An 18,198-nucleotide genomic window follows, 5' to 3' on the forward strand; every position below is an offset into this window, starting at 1 on the left:
CTGCCTGCTCTCTTCTGTTACGTCAGACTAATTTGGAGTGAAAATAGTGAAGATCATTGTTCAAAAATTCGGCGGAACATCCGTAAAAGATGACAAAGGCCGCAAGCTTGCGCTAGCACACATTAAAGATGCCATCAGTGAAGGTTATAAAGTTGTTGTTGTCGTATCGGCGATGGGAAGAAAAGGAGACCCGTACGCGACAGATTCTTTAATCGGGCTCCTTTACGGCAGCCAGTCCGACATTTCTCCGAGAGAGCAGGATATGCTTCTGTCTTGCGGAGAAACGATTTCGTCCGTTGTTTTTTCCAGCATGCTGAAGGAAAACGGCATAAAAGCCGCAGCTTTAACAGGAGCCCAGGCCGGCTTTTTAACCAATGCCCAGCATACTGACGCCAAAATTATAGAAATGAAAACAGAGCGGCTTTTCGCTGCACTCGCCAGCCATGACGCTGTCGTTGTCGCGGGATTTCAGGGAGCGACTGAAAAAGGCGACACGACGACGATCGGCAGAGGAGGAAGCGATACTTCAGCAGCGGCGCTCGGCGCGGCGGTAGATGCTGAGTTTATCGACATTTTTACGGACGTGGAAGGCGTTATGACAGCCGATCCGAGAATCGTGGAAAATGCTAAGCCGCTTCCGAACGTCACATATACGGAAATCTGCAACCTTGCCTATCAAGGCGCGAAAGTCATTCATCCGCGCGCGGTGGAAATCGCCATGCAGGCAAAGGTGCCGATCCGCGTGCGCTCCACTTATTCAAAAGACAAAGGCACTTTGGTGACGTCCCATCATTCGTCTAACATCGGCAGCGATGTATTCGAACGGCTGATCACGGGGATCGCCCATGTGAAAGATGTGACGCAATTTAAGGTTCCCGCCAAAATGGGGCAATACAACGTTCAGACTGAAGTCTTTAAAGCAATGGCAAATGCCGGAATCAGCGTAGATTTCTTTAACATTACGCCGAGTGAAATCGTATATACCGTAGCCGGCAGTAAAACGGAAGCCGCGCGCAGCATTTTGGCTGAATTAGGATATGAGCCGACAGTGACGGAAAGCTGTGCGAAAGTGTCAGCGGTCGGCGCCGGAATAATGGGTGTTCCGGGTGTCACGTCAAAAATCGTCTCCGCACTTTCTGATAAAGGCATTCCGATTCTGCAATCTGCCGACAGCCATACGACGATCTGGGTGCTCGTTCATGAAAAAGATATGGTAACGGCGGTAAATGCGCTGCATGAAGTGTTTGAACTTTCAAAGTAAATGTGATTGAATCATGATGAGGTGAAAAAAATGAATGTCGGAAATATATCTACAGCGATGATTACCCCCTTTGACAGTAAAGGGAATGTAGACTTTCAAAAACTGTCTACATTAATCGACTATTTGTTGAAAAACGGCACGGATTCTTTAGTCGTCGCAGGCACGACCGGCGAATCCCCGACACTTTCAACGGAAGAAAAAATTGCACTCTTTGAATTTACAGTCAAAGAAGTGAACGGACGCGTGCCTGTTATTGCGGGTACGGGGAGCAACAATACGAAAGACTCCATTAAACTGACAAAAAAAGCTGAAGAAGCCGGCGTCGATTGCGTTATGCTTGTCACGCCGTATTATAATAAGCCTTCCCAAGAGGGGATGTACCGTCATTTTAAAGCCATAGCTGAAGAAACGTCTCTTCCTGTGATGCTTTACAACGTGCCGGGCAGAACGGTCGCTTCGCTTGCGCCGGAAACGGCCATCAGACTTGCGGAGATTCCGAATATCTCTGCGATTAAAGAAGCGAGCGGCGATCTTGATGCCATTACGAAAATCATTGCCGAAACACCGGAAGATTTTTACGTCTATTCAGGTGATGACGGGTTAACGCTTCCTATTCTCGCAGTCGGCGGAAGAGGAGTCGTGTCAGTGGCCAGCCATATCGTAGGTTCTGACATGCAGCAGATGATTAAAAACTATACGAACGGGCAGACGGCAACCGCGGCACTGATTCATCAGAAGCTTCTGCCGATCATGAAGGAGCTCTTTAAAGCGCCTAATCCGGCTCCGGTCAAAACGGCGCTACAGCTGAAAGGCCTTGATGTCGGATCTGTGCGTCTTCCTCTTATCCCGCTGAATGAAGATGAACGTCTGAGCCTGAGCAGCGTCATCAGCGAACTGTAAGAAAAAATTTATACAGTTAAAATGCGCGGTCATTCTCATTTTTATCGTGAGTTTGACCGTTTTGTATACATATTGGTTTTCCCTAAACCTTCCGCTTCTTCTTGTTTTCTAAAATTGATATCAGTTATAATAGGAACAAGTGATGATGGACGGGTATGAGACTAGGAGGATACAGATTTTGAAAAAGAAAAATACAGAAAACGTCAGAATTATCGCCCTTGGCGGCGTCGGAGAAATTGGGAAGAACCTATATGTCATTGAAATTGACTCAGACATATTTGTAGTGGATGCAGGGCTGATGCACCCTGAAAATGAAATGCTCGGTATTGATGTCGTCATTCCGGATATTTCCTACTTAGTAGAACGGGCTGACCGCGTGAAGGCCATCTTTCTGACACACGGGCACGATGAAAACATCGGAGGCGTCTTTTATTTATTGAACAAGCTGTCGGTGCCGGTATACGGAACGAAGCTTACGCTTGCATTACTGAGAGAAAAACTCAAGCAGTACGGGCATAATCGAAAAGCTGATTTGCGTGAAGTTCACTCTAAATCAGTCATTACATTTGAATCAACGAAAGTATCGTTCTTTAAAACGATTCACAGTATTCCGGATTCAGTGGGAGTCAGCTTCAAAACATCACTTGGCTCTATTGTATGCACGGGAGACTTTAAATTTGACCAGACGCCTGCTTATCACCAATCATGTGATATTGGCGAAATTGCCAAAATCGGAAACAGCGGCGTGCTCGCCCTGCTTTCTGACAGCGCCAATGCGGAGCGCCCGGGGTATACTCCGTCAGAAGCATATGTAAGCGGTGAAATTTCCGATGCGATGAACAATTCAGAAAACCGTGTCATCATTGCTGTATTCGCGTCTAATATCAACCGGATCCAGCAAGTGATACAGGCTGCCGTCCAGAACGGCCGCAAACTTGCAATCGCCGGAAAAAATCTGCAAAACGTGCTTCAGCTTGGGCGCAAGCTCGGCTATATTGAAGCCGAAGATGAAATGTTTATTCCTGTGCAGGATGTGAAAAAATATCCGAAGCGGGAAGTGGCAATTGTTACAGCCGGAAGCCATGGTGAGCCGCTGGCCGCTCTTACGCGGATGGCCAAGCAGGCGCACAAGCAGCTTAACATTGAAGAAGGAGACACCGTTGTCATTGCATCAACACCGATTCCGGGGCATGAATTGATATATTCCAAAACCGTCAACCTGCTTGCCCGAGCCGGCGCTCAAGTCATTTTCGCCCAAAAGCGCGTGCATGTGTCCGGTCACGGTTCGCAGGAAGAATTGAAACTCATGCTTAATTTGCTGAAACCGAAATATTTAATTCCGGTTAACGGTGAATTCAGAATGCAAAAAGCGCATTCCAAAATCGCAGAAGAGATCGGCATGAAACGCAGCGACATTTTCTTGATTGAAAAAGGTGACGTCGTTGAATTCCGCGGCCAGAATGTGAAAATCGGGGATAAAGTCACGTACGGAAACGTTCTGATTGACGGCCTCGGAGTCGGCGACATCGGCAACATCGTGCTGAGAGACCGCCGCTTATTGTCACAAGACGGCATTCTCATCGTCGTGATTTCACTCGATAAGCAGAAAAAGAACCTCGTATCAGGTCCTGAGATCATTACGCGCGGTTTCGTGTATGTCAGAGAATCAGAGGGTCTAATTGTACAAGCTACTGAGCTCGTCCGCTCTATCGTGACTGAAGCGACGGAAACATCTGCCGTAGAATGGTCCACGCTGAAACAAGCCATGCGTGATGCGCTGAATCAATTCCTTTATGAAAAAACAAAACGCAAGCCGATGATCATTCCGATCATTATGGAAGTATAATGTATACAAAGCCGGAGCGCATGATGCTCCGGCTTTGTTTTTGTTCATGTCCCGGATGGAAATCATCATCTTTGTTCATAATACAAAGAGACATTCGGAAAGGGTGAAAGATAAAATGGATCATCGTATGGAAAACACCGAAGAACAGCAGCCCGAAAAATCAGATGCGAAAGACAGCATTATGAGCAAAATTCAGCAGCTGGGAGAGACATCTCTGCCGCAAATGTCCCAAGATAGCAATATTCACTGCCTGACGATCATCGGCCAAATTGAGGGGCACGTCCAGCTCCCGCCGCAAAATAAGACAACCAAATATGAACACGTCATTCCGCAAATCGTCGCCATTGAGCAAAATCCGAAAATCGAAGGACTTCTGATCATCTTAAACACCGTCGGAGGCGATGTGGAAGCGGGGCTTGCGATTGCGGAAATGCTCGCATCCTTATCAAAACCGACCGTCTCAATCGTACTCGGCGGGGGACACTCGATAGGTGTGCCGATCGCCGTGTCATGTGATCATAGTTTTATCGCGGAAACAGCGACTATGACCATCCACCCCGTTCGGCTTACAGGTCTGGTTATCGGGGTTCCGCAAACATTTGAATACTTGGACAAAATGCAGGAGCGGGTCGTCAACTTTGTGACCCATCATTCAAATATTTCCGAAGAAAAATTCAAAGAGCTGATGTTTTCAAAAGGAAACTTAACCAGGGACATCGGGACGAACGTAGTCGGGAAAGATGCGGCTGATTACGGATTAATTGATGCCGTGGGCGGCGTCGGACAGGCGATAAAAAAGCTGAATCAGCTGATTGAGGAACGAAAGGGCGAGGAAGGAAGGATGATTCAATGATCCTTTATACCGTCATGCCCCAAGAAGTCGTTTACGGTCAGGAAATAGAGCAAAGCGTGCATGAACAGGTAGATTACGCCGGCGTGCCGCTGCTAGTTGAGATGAAGGGAAATGAAGCTGAAGTCGTACAGATTTTAAGTACGAACCCGATGGATTTTCTGAATCCGGACATCGCTCCGGGACAAAAAATCAAGCTGAAAATCTAACCGGCATTCAGTCCGTTTCTCGGGGGCAAAATATGCTATAATAGGGGAATCCTACAGAAAAATGCAGCCGGCAAAAGGCTGCTTTTCTTCATGATGTATGATTTTACATTTTTTAACGCAGTAAGGTGATGAGTGTGGCAAAGAAAAAACGGAAATCTAAAAAGAAACAAGAGAGTAAGCTCAATCTAAAATACGAACTAAGCGGACTGCTCTGTGTTGCAATCTCAATTATTGCTGTTTTGCAGCTCGGCGTTGTGGGACAGACATTTGTGTACTTGTTCCGTTTTTTTGCCGGAGAGTGGTTTATTTTATGCTTAATTGCGCTCTTCCTTCTCGGAATTTCGCTGTTTTGGAAAAAGAAGAGTCCAAGCCTTTTAACGAGAAGAAAGGCAGGGCTGTACTGTATTATCGCCAGTATATTGCTGCTGTCTCACGTGCAGCTCTTTAAAAATCTGTCTCATCACGGGTCGATTCGGTCGGCAAGTGTCATCGGCAACACGTGGGAGCTGTTTATGATTGACATGAAACAGCAGGCTGCTTCCCCTGATTTGGGCGGCGGCATGATCGGCGCGGTACTGTTTGCAGCTTCCCACTTTTTATTTGCATCAACGGGTTCACAGATCATGGCGATCGTGCTGATCTTAATGGGGCTGATTCTTGTAACGGGCCGTTCACTGCAGGAAACGCTCAAAAAGTGGACGAGCCCCGTCGGCCGGTTTATCCGCGGTCAATGGCAGGCATTTCTTGAGGATATGAAGACGGTCAGAACGAATATGTCTTCGCCGAAAACAAAAACAAAATCGGGCAAAAAACAAAAACGGGTTCAAAAGAAAAAAGAAGAGCCTGAACCGGAGGAAGAGGATGAGGAAATCATTTCGCCGATCATCCATTCAGAGCCGATTATTTCAAGCTTTTCAGACCGTCAGGAAGAGCCCGCCGAACCGCTGATTCCGGAAAAAACGCAGGAGGCTGCACAAGCGGTAAAAGATGAGCCTTCCGGCGGCGCTCAAGACAGTGGCGAAACGGCTGCGGCTCCGCCGATGACGTTTACAGAGCTTGAAAATAAAGATTATCAAATGCCTTCATTGGACATACTGGCTGACCCGAAACATACCGGCCAGCAGACCGATAAGAAAAACATTTACGAGAATGCAAGAAAACTCGAACGGACTTTTCAAAGCTTTGGCGTAAAGGCGAAAGTGACGCAGGTTCATCTCGGTCCGGCGGTCACAAAATATGAGGTGTATCCGGACGTCGGGGTCAAAGTCAGTAAAATCGTGAATCTGAGCGATGACCTCGCGCTCGCGCTTGCCGCGAAGGATATCCGGATCGAAGCGCCGATTCCGGGTAAATCGGCAATCGGCATCGAGGTACCCAATGCTGAAGTTGCGATGGTTTCGTTAAAAGAAGTGCTTGAATCCAAGCTCAATGACAAGCCGGACGCAAAGCTTCTGATCGGCTTGGGACGAAATATTTCCGGGGAAGCCGTGCTTGCCGAACTGAACAAAATGCCCCACCTGCTCGTAGCGGGGGCAACGGGAAGCGGAAAAAGCGTCTGTGTCAACGGTATTATTACGAGCATTCTGATGAGGGCCAAACCGCATGAAGTGAAGATGATGATGATTGACCCGAAAATGGTTGAGCTGAATGTGTATAACGGCATTCCTCATCTGCTTGCGCCGGTCGTGACAGATCCGAAAAAGGCCTCGCAGGCTTTGAAAAAGGTCGTCAATGAGATGGAGCGCCGCTATGAGCTGTTCTCCCATACGGGTACGAGAAATATAGAAGGCTATAACGATCATATTAAGCGGTCAAATGCCGAAGAAGAAGTCAAGCAGCCTGAGCTGCCGTACATCGTCGTCATCGTTGACGAGCTTGCCGATCTGATGATGGTCGCTTCTTCCGACGTGGAAGATTCAATTACGAGACTTTCACAGATGGCGCGGGCGGCGGGAATTCATTTGATTATCGCGACACAGCGGCCTTCAGTCGACGTTATTACCGGTGTTATTAAAGCCAACATCCCGTCAAGAATCGCCTTCAGTGTCTCATCTCAGACCGATTCACGGACAATTTTAGACATGGGCGGCGCTGAAAAGCTTCTGGGGCGCGGAGACATGCTGTTTCTGCCTGTAGGCGCAAATAAGCCGGTGCGTGTGCAAGGGGCATTCTTATCCGATGAAGAGGTTGAGCATGTCGTTGATCATGTCATTACGCAGCAAAAAGCGCAGTACCAAGAAGAGATGATTCCGGAAGAAGTTTCGGAAACACACAGTGAAGTAACGGATGATCTCTATGACGAAGCGGTCGATTTGATTATCGGCATGCAGACGGCATCAGTCTCCATGCTTCAAAGGCGGTTCAGAATCGGATATACGAGAGCTGCCCGTCTGATTGACGCAATGGAGGAACGGGGCGTCGTCGGGCCGTATGAAGGAAGCAAACCGAGGGAAGTACTATTATCTAAGGAACAATATGATGAGCTCTCTTCTTAAAAAGGAGAGAGTTTCACTGAAAATGATATCACCAAAATCATTCCTATTTATTTTTTTATCAAAACATGATATAGTTGTCCCAATTGTTCAATAATTTATGAAAGTGGTTTACGGAGGGGAAACATGTCTACAAAAGCTGACAATCGTCACTTGTATCTAAAAGTGATTGAGCGAATCAAAGAGGATATACAAAACGGAATTTACACCGAAAAGGAAAAGCTTCCTTCTGAATTTGAGCTTTCAAAATCAATGGGTGTCAGCCGGGCAACTCTGCGTGAAGCTTTGCGTATCCTTGAAGAGGAGCATGTGATTATCAGAAGGCACGGTGTGGGCACTTTCGTCCATACAAAACCGCTGTTTCTTTCAGGTATTGAACAGCTCAACAGCGTGACGAAAACGATTCAGCAGGCGAACATGGTGCCGGGTACGATTTTTTTGTCGTCTCAGGTCATCACGCCGTCTGATGAAGATATCGCTAGATTCCGGCTTGAGCCTGAGCAGGAGCTTTTTTATTTGGAACGCGTGAGAACGGCAAGCGGCACTCCGGTCGTTTACTGTTTAGATACGATTCCGATGCACATTCTGCCGAATTCTTTCTGTCATGAACAGGAGTCTATTTTTGATCTTTTGGAAAAAAACTCCGGATCTGTGATCAGCTATGCCGTTGCTGATATCGAACCGATCGGATATCACGATACGATTTCACCGGTTTTGGAATGCGAGCCGGAGACGGCGCTTTTATTGCTGAAGCAAACCCACTATAATCAGAATGATGAACCTGTGCTGTATTCATTAAATTATTTCCGGGCTGATAAGTTCAGTTTTCATGTTGTAAGAAAACGTTTTTAAGACAGACGCGTCATGTGTCTGTTTTTTTATTTGCCGTTTCAGTACATACTTTGTTTTCTGCAAGGCACAATAAAACAGGAAACAACCAAGTATAGTGAATGGGTGAATAAGTTGAGTAAGAAGAAAAATGGAACGAAAAATATCATTGCTCTGGCTTCTGTACCGCTCGTGATGACACTCGGGAATTCCATGCTGATTCCTGTGCTTCCGATGATTGAAAAGAAGCTGTCCATATCGTCTTTTCAAGTATCGTTAATTATAACGGTCTATTCGATTGTGGCGATTATTTGTATTCCGATTGCCGGATATCTGTCCGATAAATTCGGAAGAAAAAAGGTTCTTCTGCCTTGTCTTCTCATAGCCGGTGCGGGCGGAGCGCTTGCCGCGATAGCTTCCACCGCGTTCAAGCATCCTTATCCCATTATCTTGGCGGGGCGGGTGCTGCAGGGAATCGGTTCGGCAGGGGCGGCTCCTGTAGTGATGCCGTTTATCGGTGATTTATTCAAAGGGGATGATGAGCGGATTACCGCGGGGCTCGGCGATATTGAGACGTCTAACACTGCCGGGAAAGTAATAAGCCCGATTCTCGGTTCGCTCTTGGCTGCATGGTTTTGGTTTATGCCATTTTGGTTCATTCCGTTTTTTTCGCTCATCAGTTTTTTTCTCGTATTGTTTTTGGTGGCAAAGCCGGAGGAACAAAAAGAAGCGCCTTCTATTTCCGAATTTGTGAAAAATGTCGGCCGCATATTTAAGCGTGACGGACGCTGGCTCTTTACGGTTTTTATCATCGGCTGCGTGATTATGTTTTTGCTGTTCGGGGTTCTTTTTTATTTATCAGACTCTCTGGAGAAGAAATACGGCATTGACGGTGTGGCTAAAGGAGCGCTTTTGGCAATCCCGCTTTTATTTCTATCCGTCAGTTCATATATAGCAGGCAGGAAAATCGGAAAAGACCAAGGCAAAATGAAGTTTTGCATCGTTTTCGGAATGAGTGCCGTGACACTGTCGTTTATCGGCCTATGGTGGAATCACAGTTTTTATTTATTATTTATCTTTTTGTGTGTCAGCGGTATCGGTATCGGAATGGCATTGCCGGCTTTAGACGCTGTCATCACAGAAGGCGTAGACAACGAGGAATCGGGAACCATCACCTCATTTTATAACAGCATGCGGTTTATCGGAGTAGCGGCGGGACCGCCGATCTTTGCTGCCCTGATGTCAAATGCAGGCTGGCTGATTTTTATTTTATCCGCTTTTTGCGGCATTGTGTCTGTATTTTTAGCGCTGTTAAATATCTCATCACAAGCAAAAGAAAAAAAGGAATCATTAAAGACGGTGTAATCTGCACTGTCTTTTTTTATTTTATTTTGAAGATTGACATGATACCGTCAAGTCGTTATCCTTTTTAATAGTTAAACATATTAACTATTGGAAGGAGGGGGAAAAGGTGCATGAAGAAAAAGTAAAGCAGCTGATTCAGCGTTATTCCGATGTATACCTGCACGTCTTAAAAAAAATTGACAGCATTATCGCTGAAAAAGTGAACAAAGAACTGACATTGGATCAATATTACATCCTCCGCTATATTATGCTCAATCCCGATTGCAAATCAATTGAACTGGCCGCGGTGTGCCACGTCAATAAAAGCGCCATTACATCTATGACGAACCGCCTGTATGAAAAAGGCTACATCAATAGAGAACGCAGCCAAAGCGACCGCCGGAGCATACTTTTAAATGTCACGGAAAAGGGGACGGAAGTATTTCACCGTGTGGAGCGGCGGATTGAGGAACTCGTCCGATCATATATTATGTATTTTGATGAAGACGAGGCGGAAATGTTCGTAAATACATATGAAAAATTATATCGATTGATGATGACTGAGGAGGATCAGCAGACATAATGAAAAACATTATCCGAGCCCGCTGGATCATCGCCGCGGTGTGGGTCGCCGCAACGGTGATATTTATGCTTACAGCGCCTGATATGGCTGAATTGACACGGGAGAAAGGGCAGATTTCCGTACCGGACGGATATTCCTCTTCTTACGCCCATGAATTGCTTGATGAAATGTCTGATTCCGATGCACCGTCTTCTTCTGCCGTCATCGTATTTCACGAAAAAGGCTTAATGACAGACAAAAAAAATCGTCTGGAAGAAGCCGTCAGCACTTTGTCTGAACATAAAAAAGCGCTTCAGATTAAAACGGTGACTTCATACTTCGGGGAGAAAAATGACGATATTAAAAAACAGCTGCTCTCAAAAGACAGACAAACGATGCTCGTTCAGCTGCAGCTTGATACATCCAAAAACGATATCATCGAAATAAAAAATAAAATTGATAAAGAGCTGAAACCGTACGGCGTATCATACGGCATTACAGGCCAATCGCTGATCGACGAAGATGTGTTAAAAAGCTCACAGGACGGCTTGAAAAAGACTGAATATATAACGGTCGCTTTTATCCTGATCGTGCTGATCCTTGTATTTCGGTCAGTGGTCGCTCCGTTCGTGCCGCTTTTATCAGTATTGATATCTTATTTAGTCAGCCAGTCGATTGTCGCATTTTTAGTCGATCAGCTGAATTTTCCGCTCTCAACTTTTACGCAGATTTTTATGGTTGCGATTATGTTCGGGATCGGCACAGACTACTGCATTCTGCTTCTCAGCAGATTTAAAGAAGAGCTGTCGCATGGCGCTGATATAAGAGAAGCGATCGTCGTCACCTACAAAACGGCCGGAAAGACGGTTTTGTACAGCGGCGGTGCGGTGCTGATCGGATTTGCCTGCATCGGATTTGCGACATTTAAGCTGTATCAGTCGGCAGCGGCCGTTGCGGTCGGTGTCGCGGTGCTGCTGCTTGCGCTCATGACGATCGTGCCGTTTTTTATGGCTGTTTTAGGAAAAAGCCTGTTTTGGCCTGTTAAGGGCGATATTTCGCATCCTCAAAGCAAAGCATGGGAATCGTCAGGGCGGTTTTCATTTAAAAGGCCGCTCATCAGTCTTGCAATCGTTGCGGTATTCACCGTCCCGCCTATCCTTCTTTACAAAGGGTCGCTGTCTTACAACAGTCTTGACGAAATCGGGGATAAATATGAATCCGTCCGCGCGTTTCATACGATTTCAGACGCATTCGGCCCGGGAGAACTTCTTCCGGCCACAGTCGTCATCAAAAATGATGAGACATTAAATACCGAAAAACACCTGATTGATATCGAAAAAATCAGCAGAGAACTTGAAAAAACAGAGGGTGTAAAAACGGTCAGAAGCGCCACGCGCCCCGCTGGAAACGGATTGAATCAATTATTTGTCACAAATCAGGCAAAGCAGCTTCAAGAAGGGCTTGATAAAGGCAATACAGGACTTGAAAAAATCACGGACGGATTAGGGCATGCCGCAAAGTCGTTAGCTGATTCACAGCCGCAGATCGAAGAGTCGGGCAAAAGCGTCAATCAGCTTATTGATGGAACATTGTCTCTGAAATCCGGGCTTTCTGATATAGGAGAAAACCTGAATAAACTGCAGGCTGGCGTGAACGAGAATAAAGCCGGCGTCGCCCAGATGAGAAAGCGGATTGAAGAGCAAAAACAAATGCTGACTTCACAGCTCAAACAAAACAGCGGTCTCGCTTCAGAAACGCAAAACGCTTTAAAATTGGTAAAAACCGTCCTGCCGATGAAAGATGAAGCCAGCAGACAGCTTGCCCATTTGAACAAGCAGCTTGCCCGGCTGCCGTTTGCAAAATTGGAAGCGTCAATACCGTCAGTCAAAACCGATCCCTCTTACCAAGAAATCAAATCAGCCTTTACGGGTGTACAGTCAGCCGTTTCCAAGGCAAACGCGGATGCAGAAGCGTTTTCTAAACAGGTCGACAGTCAAAAGGCTCATCTGCAGCAAGCGGAAAAACAATTTGCCCGACTGGCAGCCGCTCAGAAGAAGATTGACACTCAAATTAACGCAATGATCAATGGTCTGACCAGTATTGAAAACGGTCTGCAGCAAGTGTCAGACGGACAGGGGGCTCTCGCGGGACAAATGCCGCGCCTTGAATCGGCGGCAGGACAGCTCGCGGAGGGCCAGAAAAAAATGAAGAGCGGTCTCGGTGATTTTTCTTCCCGGCTCAGCGAACTTTCTTCCGGCCTTAACGACAGTGTAAAAGGGCTTAAGAAAGTATCAAGCGGCATGATGGGGGCGAATGATTACCTGGGTGAGCTTCACAAGGCGTCAGACAAAGAAATGACAGGCTGGTTTGTGCCGAAAGACGCGTTGACAAACAGTGATTTCACAAGCGTGTTTAATACGTACATGTCAGATGACAGAAAAACGACAGAATTGACCGTCGTTCTTGATAACAATCCTTACTCAAATACGGCCATTCAAGATATTCAAGCGATCAAAGCGAGCGTAAAAAGAGCCATTCCGAACACGGATCTGAAGAATGCTTCCTTCGGCGTTTCGGGAGTCTCCAGCATGAATGCCGATCTGAAGGAAGTATCGGATTCAGACTTCAAACGGACGGCCATGTTTATGCTGGCGGGAATTTTTCTGATTCTCATCGTGATGCTGCGCTCCCTCATTATGCCTGTTTATTTAGTGGCGTCGCTCGTACTGACGTATTTCGCATCCATCGGCGTGACGGAATACATCTTTACACACTTCTTCGGGTACCCGAGCGTAAACTGGGCCGTGCCGTTCTTCGGCTTTGTCATTTTGATGGCTCTAGGCGTAGATTATTCCATCTTTTTAATGGACCGCTTTAATGAGCTTAAAAAAGAAGGAACGGAACCCGCAATGATCAGCAGTATGAAAAATATGGGTTCCGTCATCATTTCTGCAGCCATTATTTTAGCGGGAACCTTTGCGGCCATGCTGCCGTCAGGCGTTCTTTCCTTATTACAGATTGCAACCGTGGTATTAACAGGCCTTCTCATGTACGCAATTGTCGTCCTTCCGTTTTTTGTACCGGTCATGGTGAAAATATTCGGAAGAGCCAACTGGTGGCCTTTCAATTTGAAAAAATAACGTTCAATGCCTCTGCCTGTTTTCGGGCAGAGGTTTTTTTGTTTCCTTATAAATCCTCCAGTTGATATAATTACATCTGCGCACTCTTTTTTGCGAATGCTGAAATTTGGTCATAATACATACTATGAAAGAATGAACGAAGGAGGTTTCACATGACTTACGTAAATGAAATGAAGTCAAAGCACGGCGGGATCACCGCCCACATCGTAAAGACCGAGAAATTTAAAACCGTTTCGCTGACGTTTAAAATGCTGGCTCCTTTAACGAAAGAGCTCGTAACAAAAAGGGCGCTGTTTCCGCATGTGCTTCTGCGCGGAACAGAAAGCCGCCCGAAAACCGCTGATCTGCGGTCTTATTTTGATGAACTGTACGGCACATCCGTTTCAGCTGATCTGACAAAAAAGGGAGAACGTCATGTCATTACGTTCAGGCTTGAGATTCCTAATGAAAAGTATCTGAAGGACCGCACACCGTTATTGGAAAAAGGCCTTCAGCTTTTATCAGAGCTTGTCTTTTCGCCCGCTTTGGAAAACGGCGCCTTCCTGCCCCTTTATGTCACGCAGGAAAAACGGACGCTGAAACAGCGGATTCAAGCCGTATATGATGATAAGATGAGATATTCTAATCTGCGTCTCGTTCAGGAAATGTGCAAAAGCGAACCGTATGCCCTTCACGTCAACGGCGAGTTCGATGATGTTGAACACATTTCACCGCAAGATTTGTATGAAGCCTATCAAAAAGCCATACGCGAAGATCAGCTGGACCTGTACGTCATCGGCGATGTTGATACAGATCAGGTGAAAACGGCCGTTGATACGTATTTTAAAACGGAAGAACGGGAGCTGCAGCCTTTTGAAAGAAGCGCGGCGAATGAACAGCCCGATCCGAAGGAAGTCATTGATGAAGAGGACGTCAAGCAGGGCAAGCTGAATATCGGATTCCGGACCAATACGACATATACAGATCCGGATTATCCGGCATTGCAGGTGTTTAACGGGCTGTTCGGAGGTTTCTCTCATTCAAAGTTGTTTATAAATGTCCGTGAAAAAGCGAGCCTCGCCTATTATGCAGCCTCAAGGGTGGAAAGCTTCAAAGGGCTTTTGATGGTCATGTCGGGCATTGAGGTGAAAAATTACAAGCAGGCCGTCACCATCATTGAAGAACAGTTTCAGGCTATGCAAAACGGTGACTTTTCAGAAGATGATATCGCCCAAACGAAAGCCGTTATTAAAAATCAAGTATTAGAAACCATTGATACGGCATACGGCTTAGCGGAATTTCTGTATCAGCAGGCCTCAGCCCAAGTAGAGATACCGATCGAAAAATTCCTTGACAATATCGAGAAAGTGACAAAAGAGGACATTATCAATGTCGGAAAGAACATTAAGCTGGATACGACTTATTTCTTAAAAGGGACGGGGGGAGCATCTTGACTAAACCGATAAACTTCGAACAGCTTCAGGAAACGCTGTATCATGAAAAAATGGCAAACGGCCTTGATGTCTATGTGCTGCCGAAACAGGGCTTTAATAAAACATACGCCGTGTTTACGACAAAGTACGGTTCCATTGACAATCAATTCGTTCCTTTAAATAAGGAAGAAATGGTACACGTCCCTGACGGAATCGCGCATTTTCTGGAGCATAAACTGTTTGAAAAAGCGGACGGCGACGTGTTTCAGGACTTCAGTAAGCAGGGGGCGTCGGCAAATGCCTTTACATCATTTACACGAACCGCTTATCTGTTCTCCAGCACTTCTAATGTGGAGAAAAACCTGGAAACACTCGTAGATTTTGTTCAGGACCCGTATTTCACGGAAAAATCAGTTGAAAAAGAAAAAGGCATCATCGGCCAGGAAATCAATATGTATGATGATAATCCGGATTGGCGGCTGTTTTTCGGCCTTATCGAAAATATGTATAAAGACCACCCTGTGAAAATTGACATTGCCGGAACGGTGGAGAGCATCTCTCATATTACGAAAGATCTGCTGTATGAGTGCTACGAAACGTTTTATCACCCGAGCAATATGCTGCTCTTTATCGTCGGTCCCGTAGATCCTGAAGCGGTCATCAGCCAGGTGCGGAAAAACCAGGAGAAAAAGCCGTTTACAGACCAGCCTGAAATCAAACGTGAAGAAGTTCAGGAGCAGGAAGCGGTTTTCCGCCGGGAGCAGGAATTAAAAATGAACGTGCAAGGCTCAAAATGTCTTGTCGGTTTAAAGGCGAAAGACCCTTATAAAACGGGGCGGGAGCTGTTAAAGCACGAGCTCAGCATGAACCTCATGCTTGAATGTCTCTTCGGAAAAAGCTCACCGCATTACGGTGACTTGTACGACAAAGGCTACATTGATGAAACTTTCAGCTTTGATTACACGGCTGAATACGGATTCGGTTTTGCCTCTGTCGGAGGAGATACACCGGAGCCGGATAAGCTCGCTGACGAATTAAAACACATGCTGCTTGATGCAGAATCAGCCGTGACTGCGGAAAAACTTGATCTTGCGAGAAAAAAGAAGATCGGGTCATTCTTAAAAGCGCTCAATTCGCCTGAATATATCGCCAACCAATTCACACGCTACGCCTTTTTAGATATGAGTCTGTTTGATGTCGTAACCGTACTGGAGCAGATTACGCTGGATGACGTAAAGCGGGTCATTGAAGAAGAAATATCAGAAGACAGGCTGACAGTCTGCAAAGTCGTGCCAAAATCATAACAAAAACATCCCTCACGCCCTGAGGGATGTTTTTCTGGGGAAAGAAGGAGTATTGATTGATGAAACAGACAGCGCTCGTAACCGGAGCAAGCGGCGGAATCGGACAAAGTATAAGTGAAGTCCTCGCAAAAAACGGATATGACGTCCTCTTGCATTATCATTCTAATAAGGAAGCCGCACACAGGCTTGCGGAAAGGCTGAGCGCATCCTTCGGCGTAAAAGCCTCCGTAATTCAGGCGGATTTGTCCTCACCGGATGGCGCGGAGACACTCAGCCGTTCCGTTAAGCAGCCTGTGGATGCTCTGATATTAAACAGCGGCAAAAGTCATTTCGGCCTGATTACGGACGTTACGGATGACACGGCGCGGGAGATGGTGCAGCTGCATGTAACGAGTCCGTTTCTTTTGGCGCGTAATCTGATGCCCGGCATGATCCGGAAAAAAAGCGGGGGCATCGTCGCGATCGGTTCCGTCTGGGGAGAAACAGGCGCATCGTGCGAGGTATTATACAGCATGGTCAAGGGAGCGCAGCATTCGTTCGTCAAAGCGCTTGCCAAAGAGCTTGCTCCGAGCGGCGTCCGCGTGAATGCAGTCTCGCCGGGTGCCGTGGACACAAATATGCTTGATCAGTTCACGTATGATGAAAAAGAAGCGTTGGCAGAGGAAATTCCCGCGGGCCGGCTGGCAAAGCCGGAGGAAATCGCCGAAGCGGCGGCCTTTTTATTATCGGACAAGGCTTCCTATATCACGGGGCATATATTATCCGTAAACGGCGGCTGGCACTGCTGAAAAAAATGTGTGTATAGTTTGCATCTGTACGGACAAAATAATTTTGTAACAACAGATGAAATGGAGGAACCCAACATGTCAGTATTAGAAAACTGGGATAATTGGAAGAATTTCCTTGGCGACAGATTGAACTATGCGCAGGAAAAAGGGATGAGTGATGAAACGATCACTGACCTCGCTACAGAAATCGGCGGTTACCTTGCGAACGAAGTCGACTCGAAAAACCATCAGGAAAAAGTGCTTGCTGATCTTTGGAGCGTTGCTTCTGAAGATGAACAGCGCGCCATCGCAAATATGATGGTGAAGCTTGTTGAAAATAACAGCACTCATTAAGAGGGGGGATTTCTCCTCTCTTTTTTTATGTTTTCCTCTATAGAGCAACATTCTTCTTTCTAATTAGAGAAAAATGTTTTATGATAAAGGAAGGTAAAAATTTGCCACAATGGAGGGGGTATATCATTTGGCAAAGCTCGAATGGTATTTTGAATATGAAATTCAAGTGAACCGCCCCGGCCTGCTCGGGGATATTTCATCTCTTCTCGGGATGCTGTCAATTAATATTGTCACAATTAACGGTGTCGACCTTTCCAGAAGGGGAATGCTGCTCAGATGCCGGCATATAGATCAAATTAAACGATTGGAATCAATTTTAAAAACAATGGAGACCATTAAAGTAACGAAGCTGAGAGAACCGAGGCTTCGCGACCGTCTCGCAGTCCGCCACGGAAGATACATTCAGCGTGATGCCGATGACAAAAAAACCTTCCGTTTTGAAAGAGACGAGCTCGGTCTTCTGGTTGACTTTATGGCCGAGCTGTTTAAAAAAGAAGGGCACAAACTGATCGGAATCCGGGGAATGCCGAGGGTCGGAAAAACGGAGTCCATCGTTGCGTCAAGCGTTTGTGCCAGCAAAAGATGGCTTTTCGTATCATCAACGCTGCTAAAACAAACGATCCGGAGCCAGCTGGTTGCCGATGAATACAGCACGGAAAACGTGTTTATCCTCGACGGCATCGTTTCGACAAGACGGGGATCTGAGCGCCATCTTCAGCTCGTCAGTGAAATTATGCGGCTTCCGGCGACAAAGGTCGTGGAGCACCCCGATATTTTTGTTCAAAATTCGGAGTATACGCTCGATGATTTCGATTATATTATCGAACTCAGAAATGATCCTGACGAAGTTATTACATATGAACATGCAGAAGAACCGCAAATATTTGATCAGACCGGTTTTTCAAGCTTTGATTTTTAATATTGGAAGG

At 46.3% G+C, this 18,198-nt stretch carries 15 protein-coding genes; all 15 read left to right on the forward strand.

Annotated features, from left to right (window positions below; genetic code table 11):
* Positions 1–46 precede the first annotated feature (46 nt).
* Positions 47–1,261 (forward strand): aspartate kinase, encoded by a 1,215-nt coding sequence (dapG, locus tag NYE36_RS08905; protein WP_003154168.1) that lies wholly within the window; start codon positions 47–49, stop codon positions 1,259–1,261.
* Positions 1,262–1,291: 30 nt separating this feature from the next.
* On the forward strand, positions 1,292–2,161 hold the full coding sequence (gene dapA / locus NYE36_RS08910; RefSeq protein ID WP_003154166.1) for a 4-hydroxy-tetrahydrodipicolinate synthase: 870 nt from the start codon (positions 1,292–1,294) through the stop codon (positions 2,159–2,161).
* A gap of 178 nt (positions 2,162–2,339) precedes the next feature.
* Positions 2,340–4,007, forward strand: a complete 1,668-nt coding sequence (gene rnjB / locus NYE36_RS08915; RefSeq protein ID WP_007409811.1) for a ribonuclease J2 — start codon at positions 2,340–2,342, stop codon at positions 4,005–4,007.
* Between the two features lie 115 nt (positions 4,008–4,122).
* Positions 4,123–4,860: a ClpP family protease gene (locus NYE36_RS08920; protein WP_040238970.1), complete on the forward strand. Its 738-nt coding sequence runs from the start codon at positions 4,123–4,125 to the stop codon at positions 4,858–4,860.
* A complete protein-coding gene (locus tag NYE36_RS08925) occupies positions 4,857–5,066 on the forward strand; it encodes a YlzJ-like family protein (protein ID WP_061861465.1) in 210 nt (69 codons plus the stop codon). Before NYE36_RS08920 ends, NYE36_RS08925 begins: the two co-directional genes overlap by 4 nt.
* Before the next feature lie 134 nt (positions 5,067–5,200).
* Positions 5,201–7,561 carry a DNA translocase FtsK gene (locus NYE36_RS08930; RefSeq protein WP_029973456.1) on the forward strand — a complete coding sequence of 787 codons (2,361 nt, stop codon included), beginning with the start codon at positions 5,201–5,203 and terminating at the stop codon, positions 7,559–7,561.
* Positions 7,562–7,684: 123 nt separating this feature from the next.
* On the forward strand, positions 7,685–8,410 hold the full coding sequence (locus NYE36_RS08935) for a GntR family transcriptional regulator (RefSeq protein ID WP_007409813.1): 726 nt from the start codon (positions 7,685–7,687) through the stop codon (positions 8,408–8,410).
* A gap of 111 nt (positions 8,411–8,521) precedes the next feature.
* On the forward strand, positions 8,522–9,751 hold the full coding sequence (locus tag NYE36_RS08940; RefSeq protein ID WP_007409814.1) for an MFS transporter: 1,230 nt from the start codon (positions 8,522–8,524) through the stop codon (positions 9,749–9,751).
* A gap of 106 nt (positions 9,752–9,857) precedes the next feature.
* Positions 9,858–10,313 (forward strand): MarR family transcriptional regulator, encoded by a 456-nt coding sequence (locus NYE36_RS08945; protein WP_003154157.1) that lies wholly within the window; start codon positions 9,858–9,860, stop codon positions 10,311–10,313.
* On the forward strand, positions 10,313–13,432 hold the full coding sequence (locus NYE36_RS08950) for an MMPL family transporter (RefSeq protein ID WP_241458204.1): 3,120 nt from the start codon (positions 10,313–10,315) through the stop codon (positions 13,430–13,432). Before NYE36_RS08945 ends, NYE36_RS08950 begins: the two co-directional genes overlap by 1 nt.
* A gap of 152 nt (positions 13,433–13,584) precedes the next feature.
* On the forward strand, positions 13,585–14,865 hold the full coding sequence (locus NYE36_RS08955; RefSeq protein WP_094032439.1) for a pitrilysin family protein: 1,281 nt from the start codon (positions 13,585–13,587) through the stop codon (positions 14,863–14,865).
* A complete protein-coding gene (locus NYE36_RS08960; protein ID WP_061046780.1) occupies positions 14,862–16,148 on the forward strand; it encodes a pitrilysin family protein in 1,287 nt (428 codons plus the stop codon). Before NYE36_RS08955 ends, NYE36_RS08960 begins: the two co-directional genes overlap by 4 nt.
* A gap of 59 nt (positions 16,149–16,207) precedes the next feature.
* A complete protein-coding gene (locus NYE36_RS08965; RefSeq protein WP_094032440.1) occupies positions 16,208–16,936 on the forward strand; it encodes an SDR family oxidoreductase in 729 nt (242 codons plus the stop codon).
* Positions 16,937–17,011: 75 nt separating this feature from the next.
* Positions 17,012–17,269 carry a DUF3243 domain-containing protein gene (locus NYE36_RS08970; RefSeq protein WP_003154150.1) on the forward strand — a complete coding sequence of 86 codons (258 nt, stop codon included), beginning with the start codon at positions 17,012–17,014 and terminating at the stop codon, positions 17,267–17,269.
* A gap of 127 nt (positions 17,270–17,396) precedes the next feature.
* Positions 17,397–18,188, forward strand: coding sequence for a YmfK family protein (locus NYE36_RS08975; RefSeq protein WP_007409819.1), 792 nt, complete (start codon positions 17,397–17,399; stop codon positions 18,186–18,188).
* The last annotated feature ends 10 nt before the right edge of the window (positions 18,189–18,198 follow it).

Origin of the sequence: Bacillus sp. FSL R5-0593, from assembly GCF_038603755.1 — a bacterium.
In the GTDB taxonomy this organism is placed as follows: Bacteria; Bacillota; Bacilli; order Bacillales; family Bacillaceae; genus Bacillus; species Bacillus velezensis.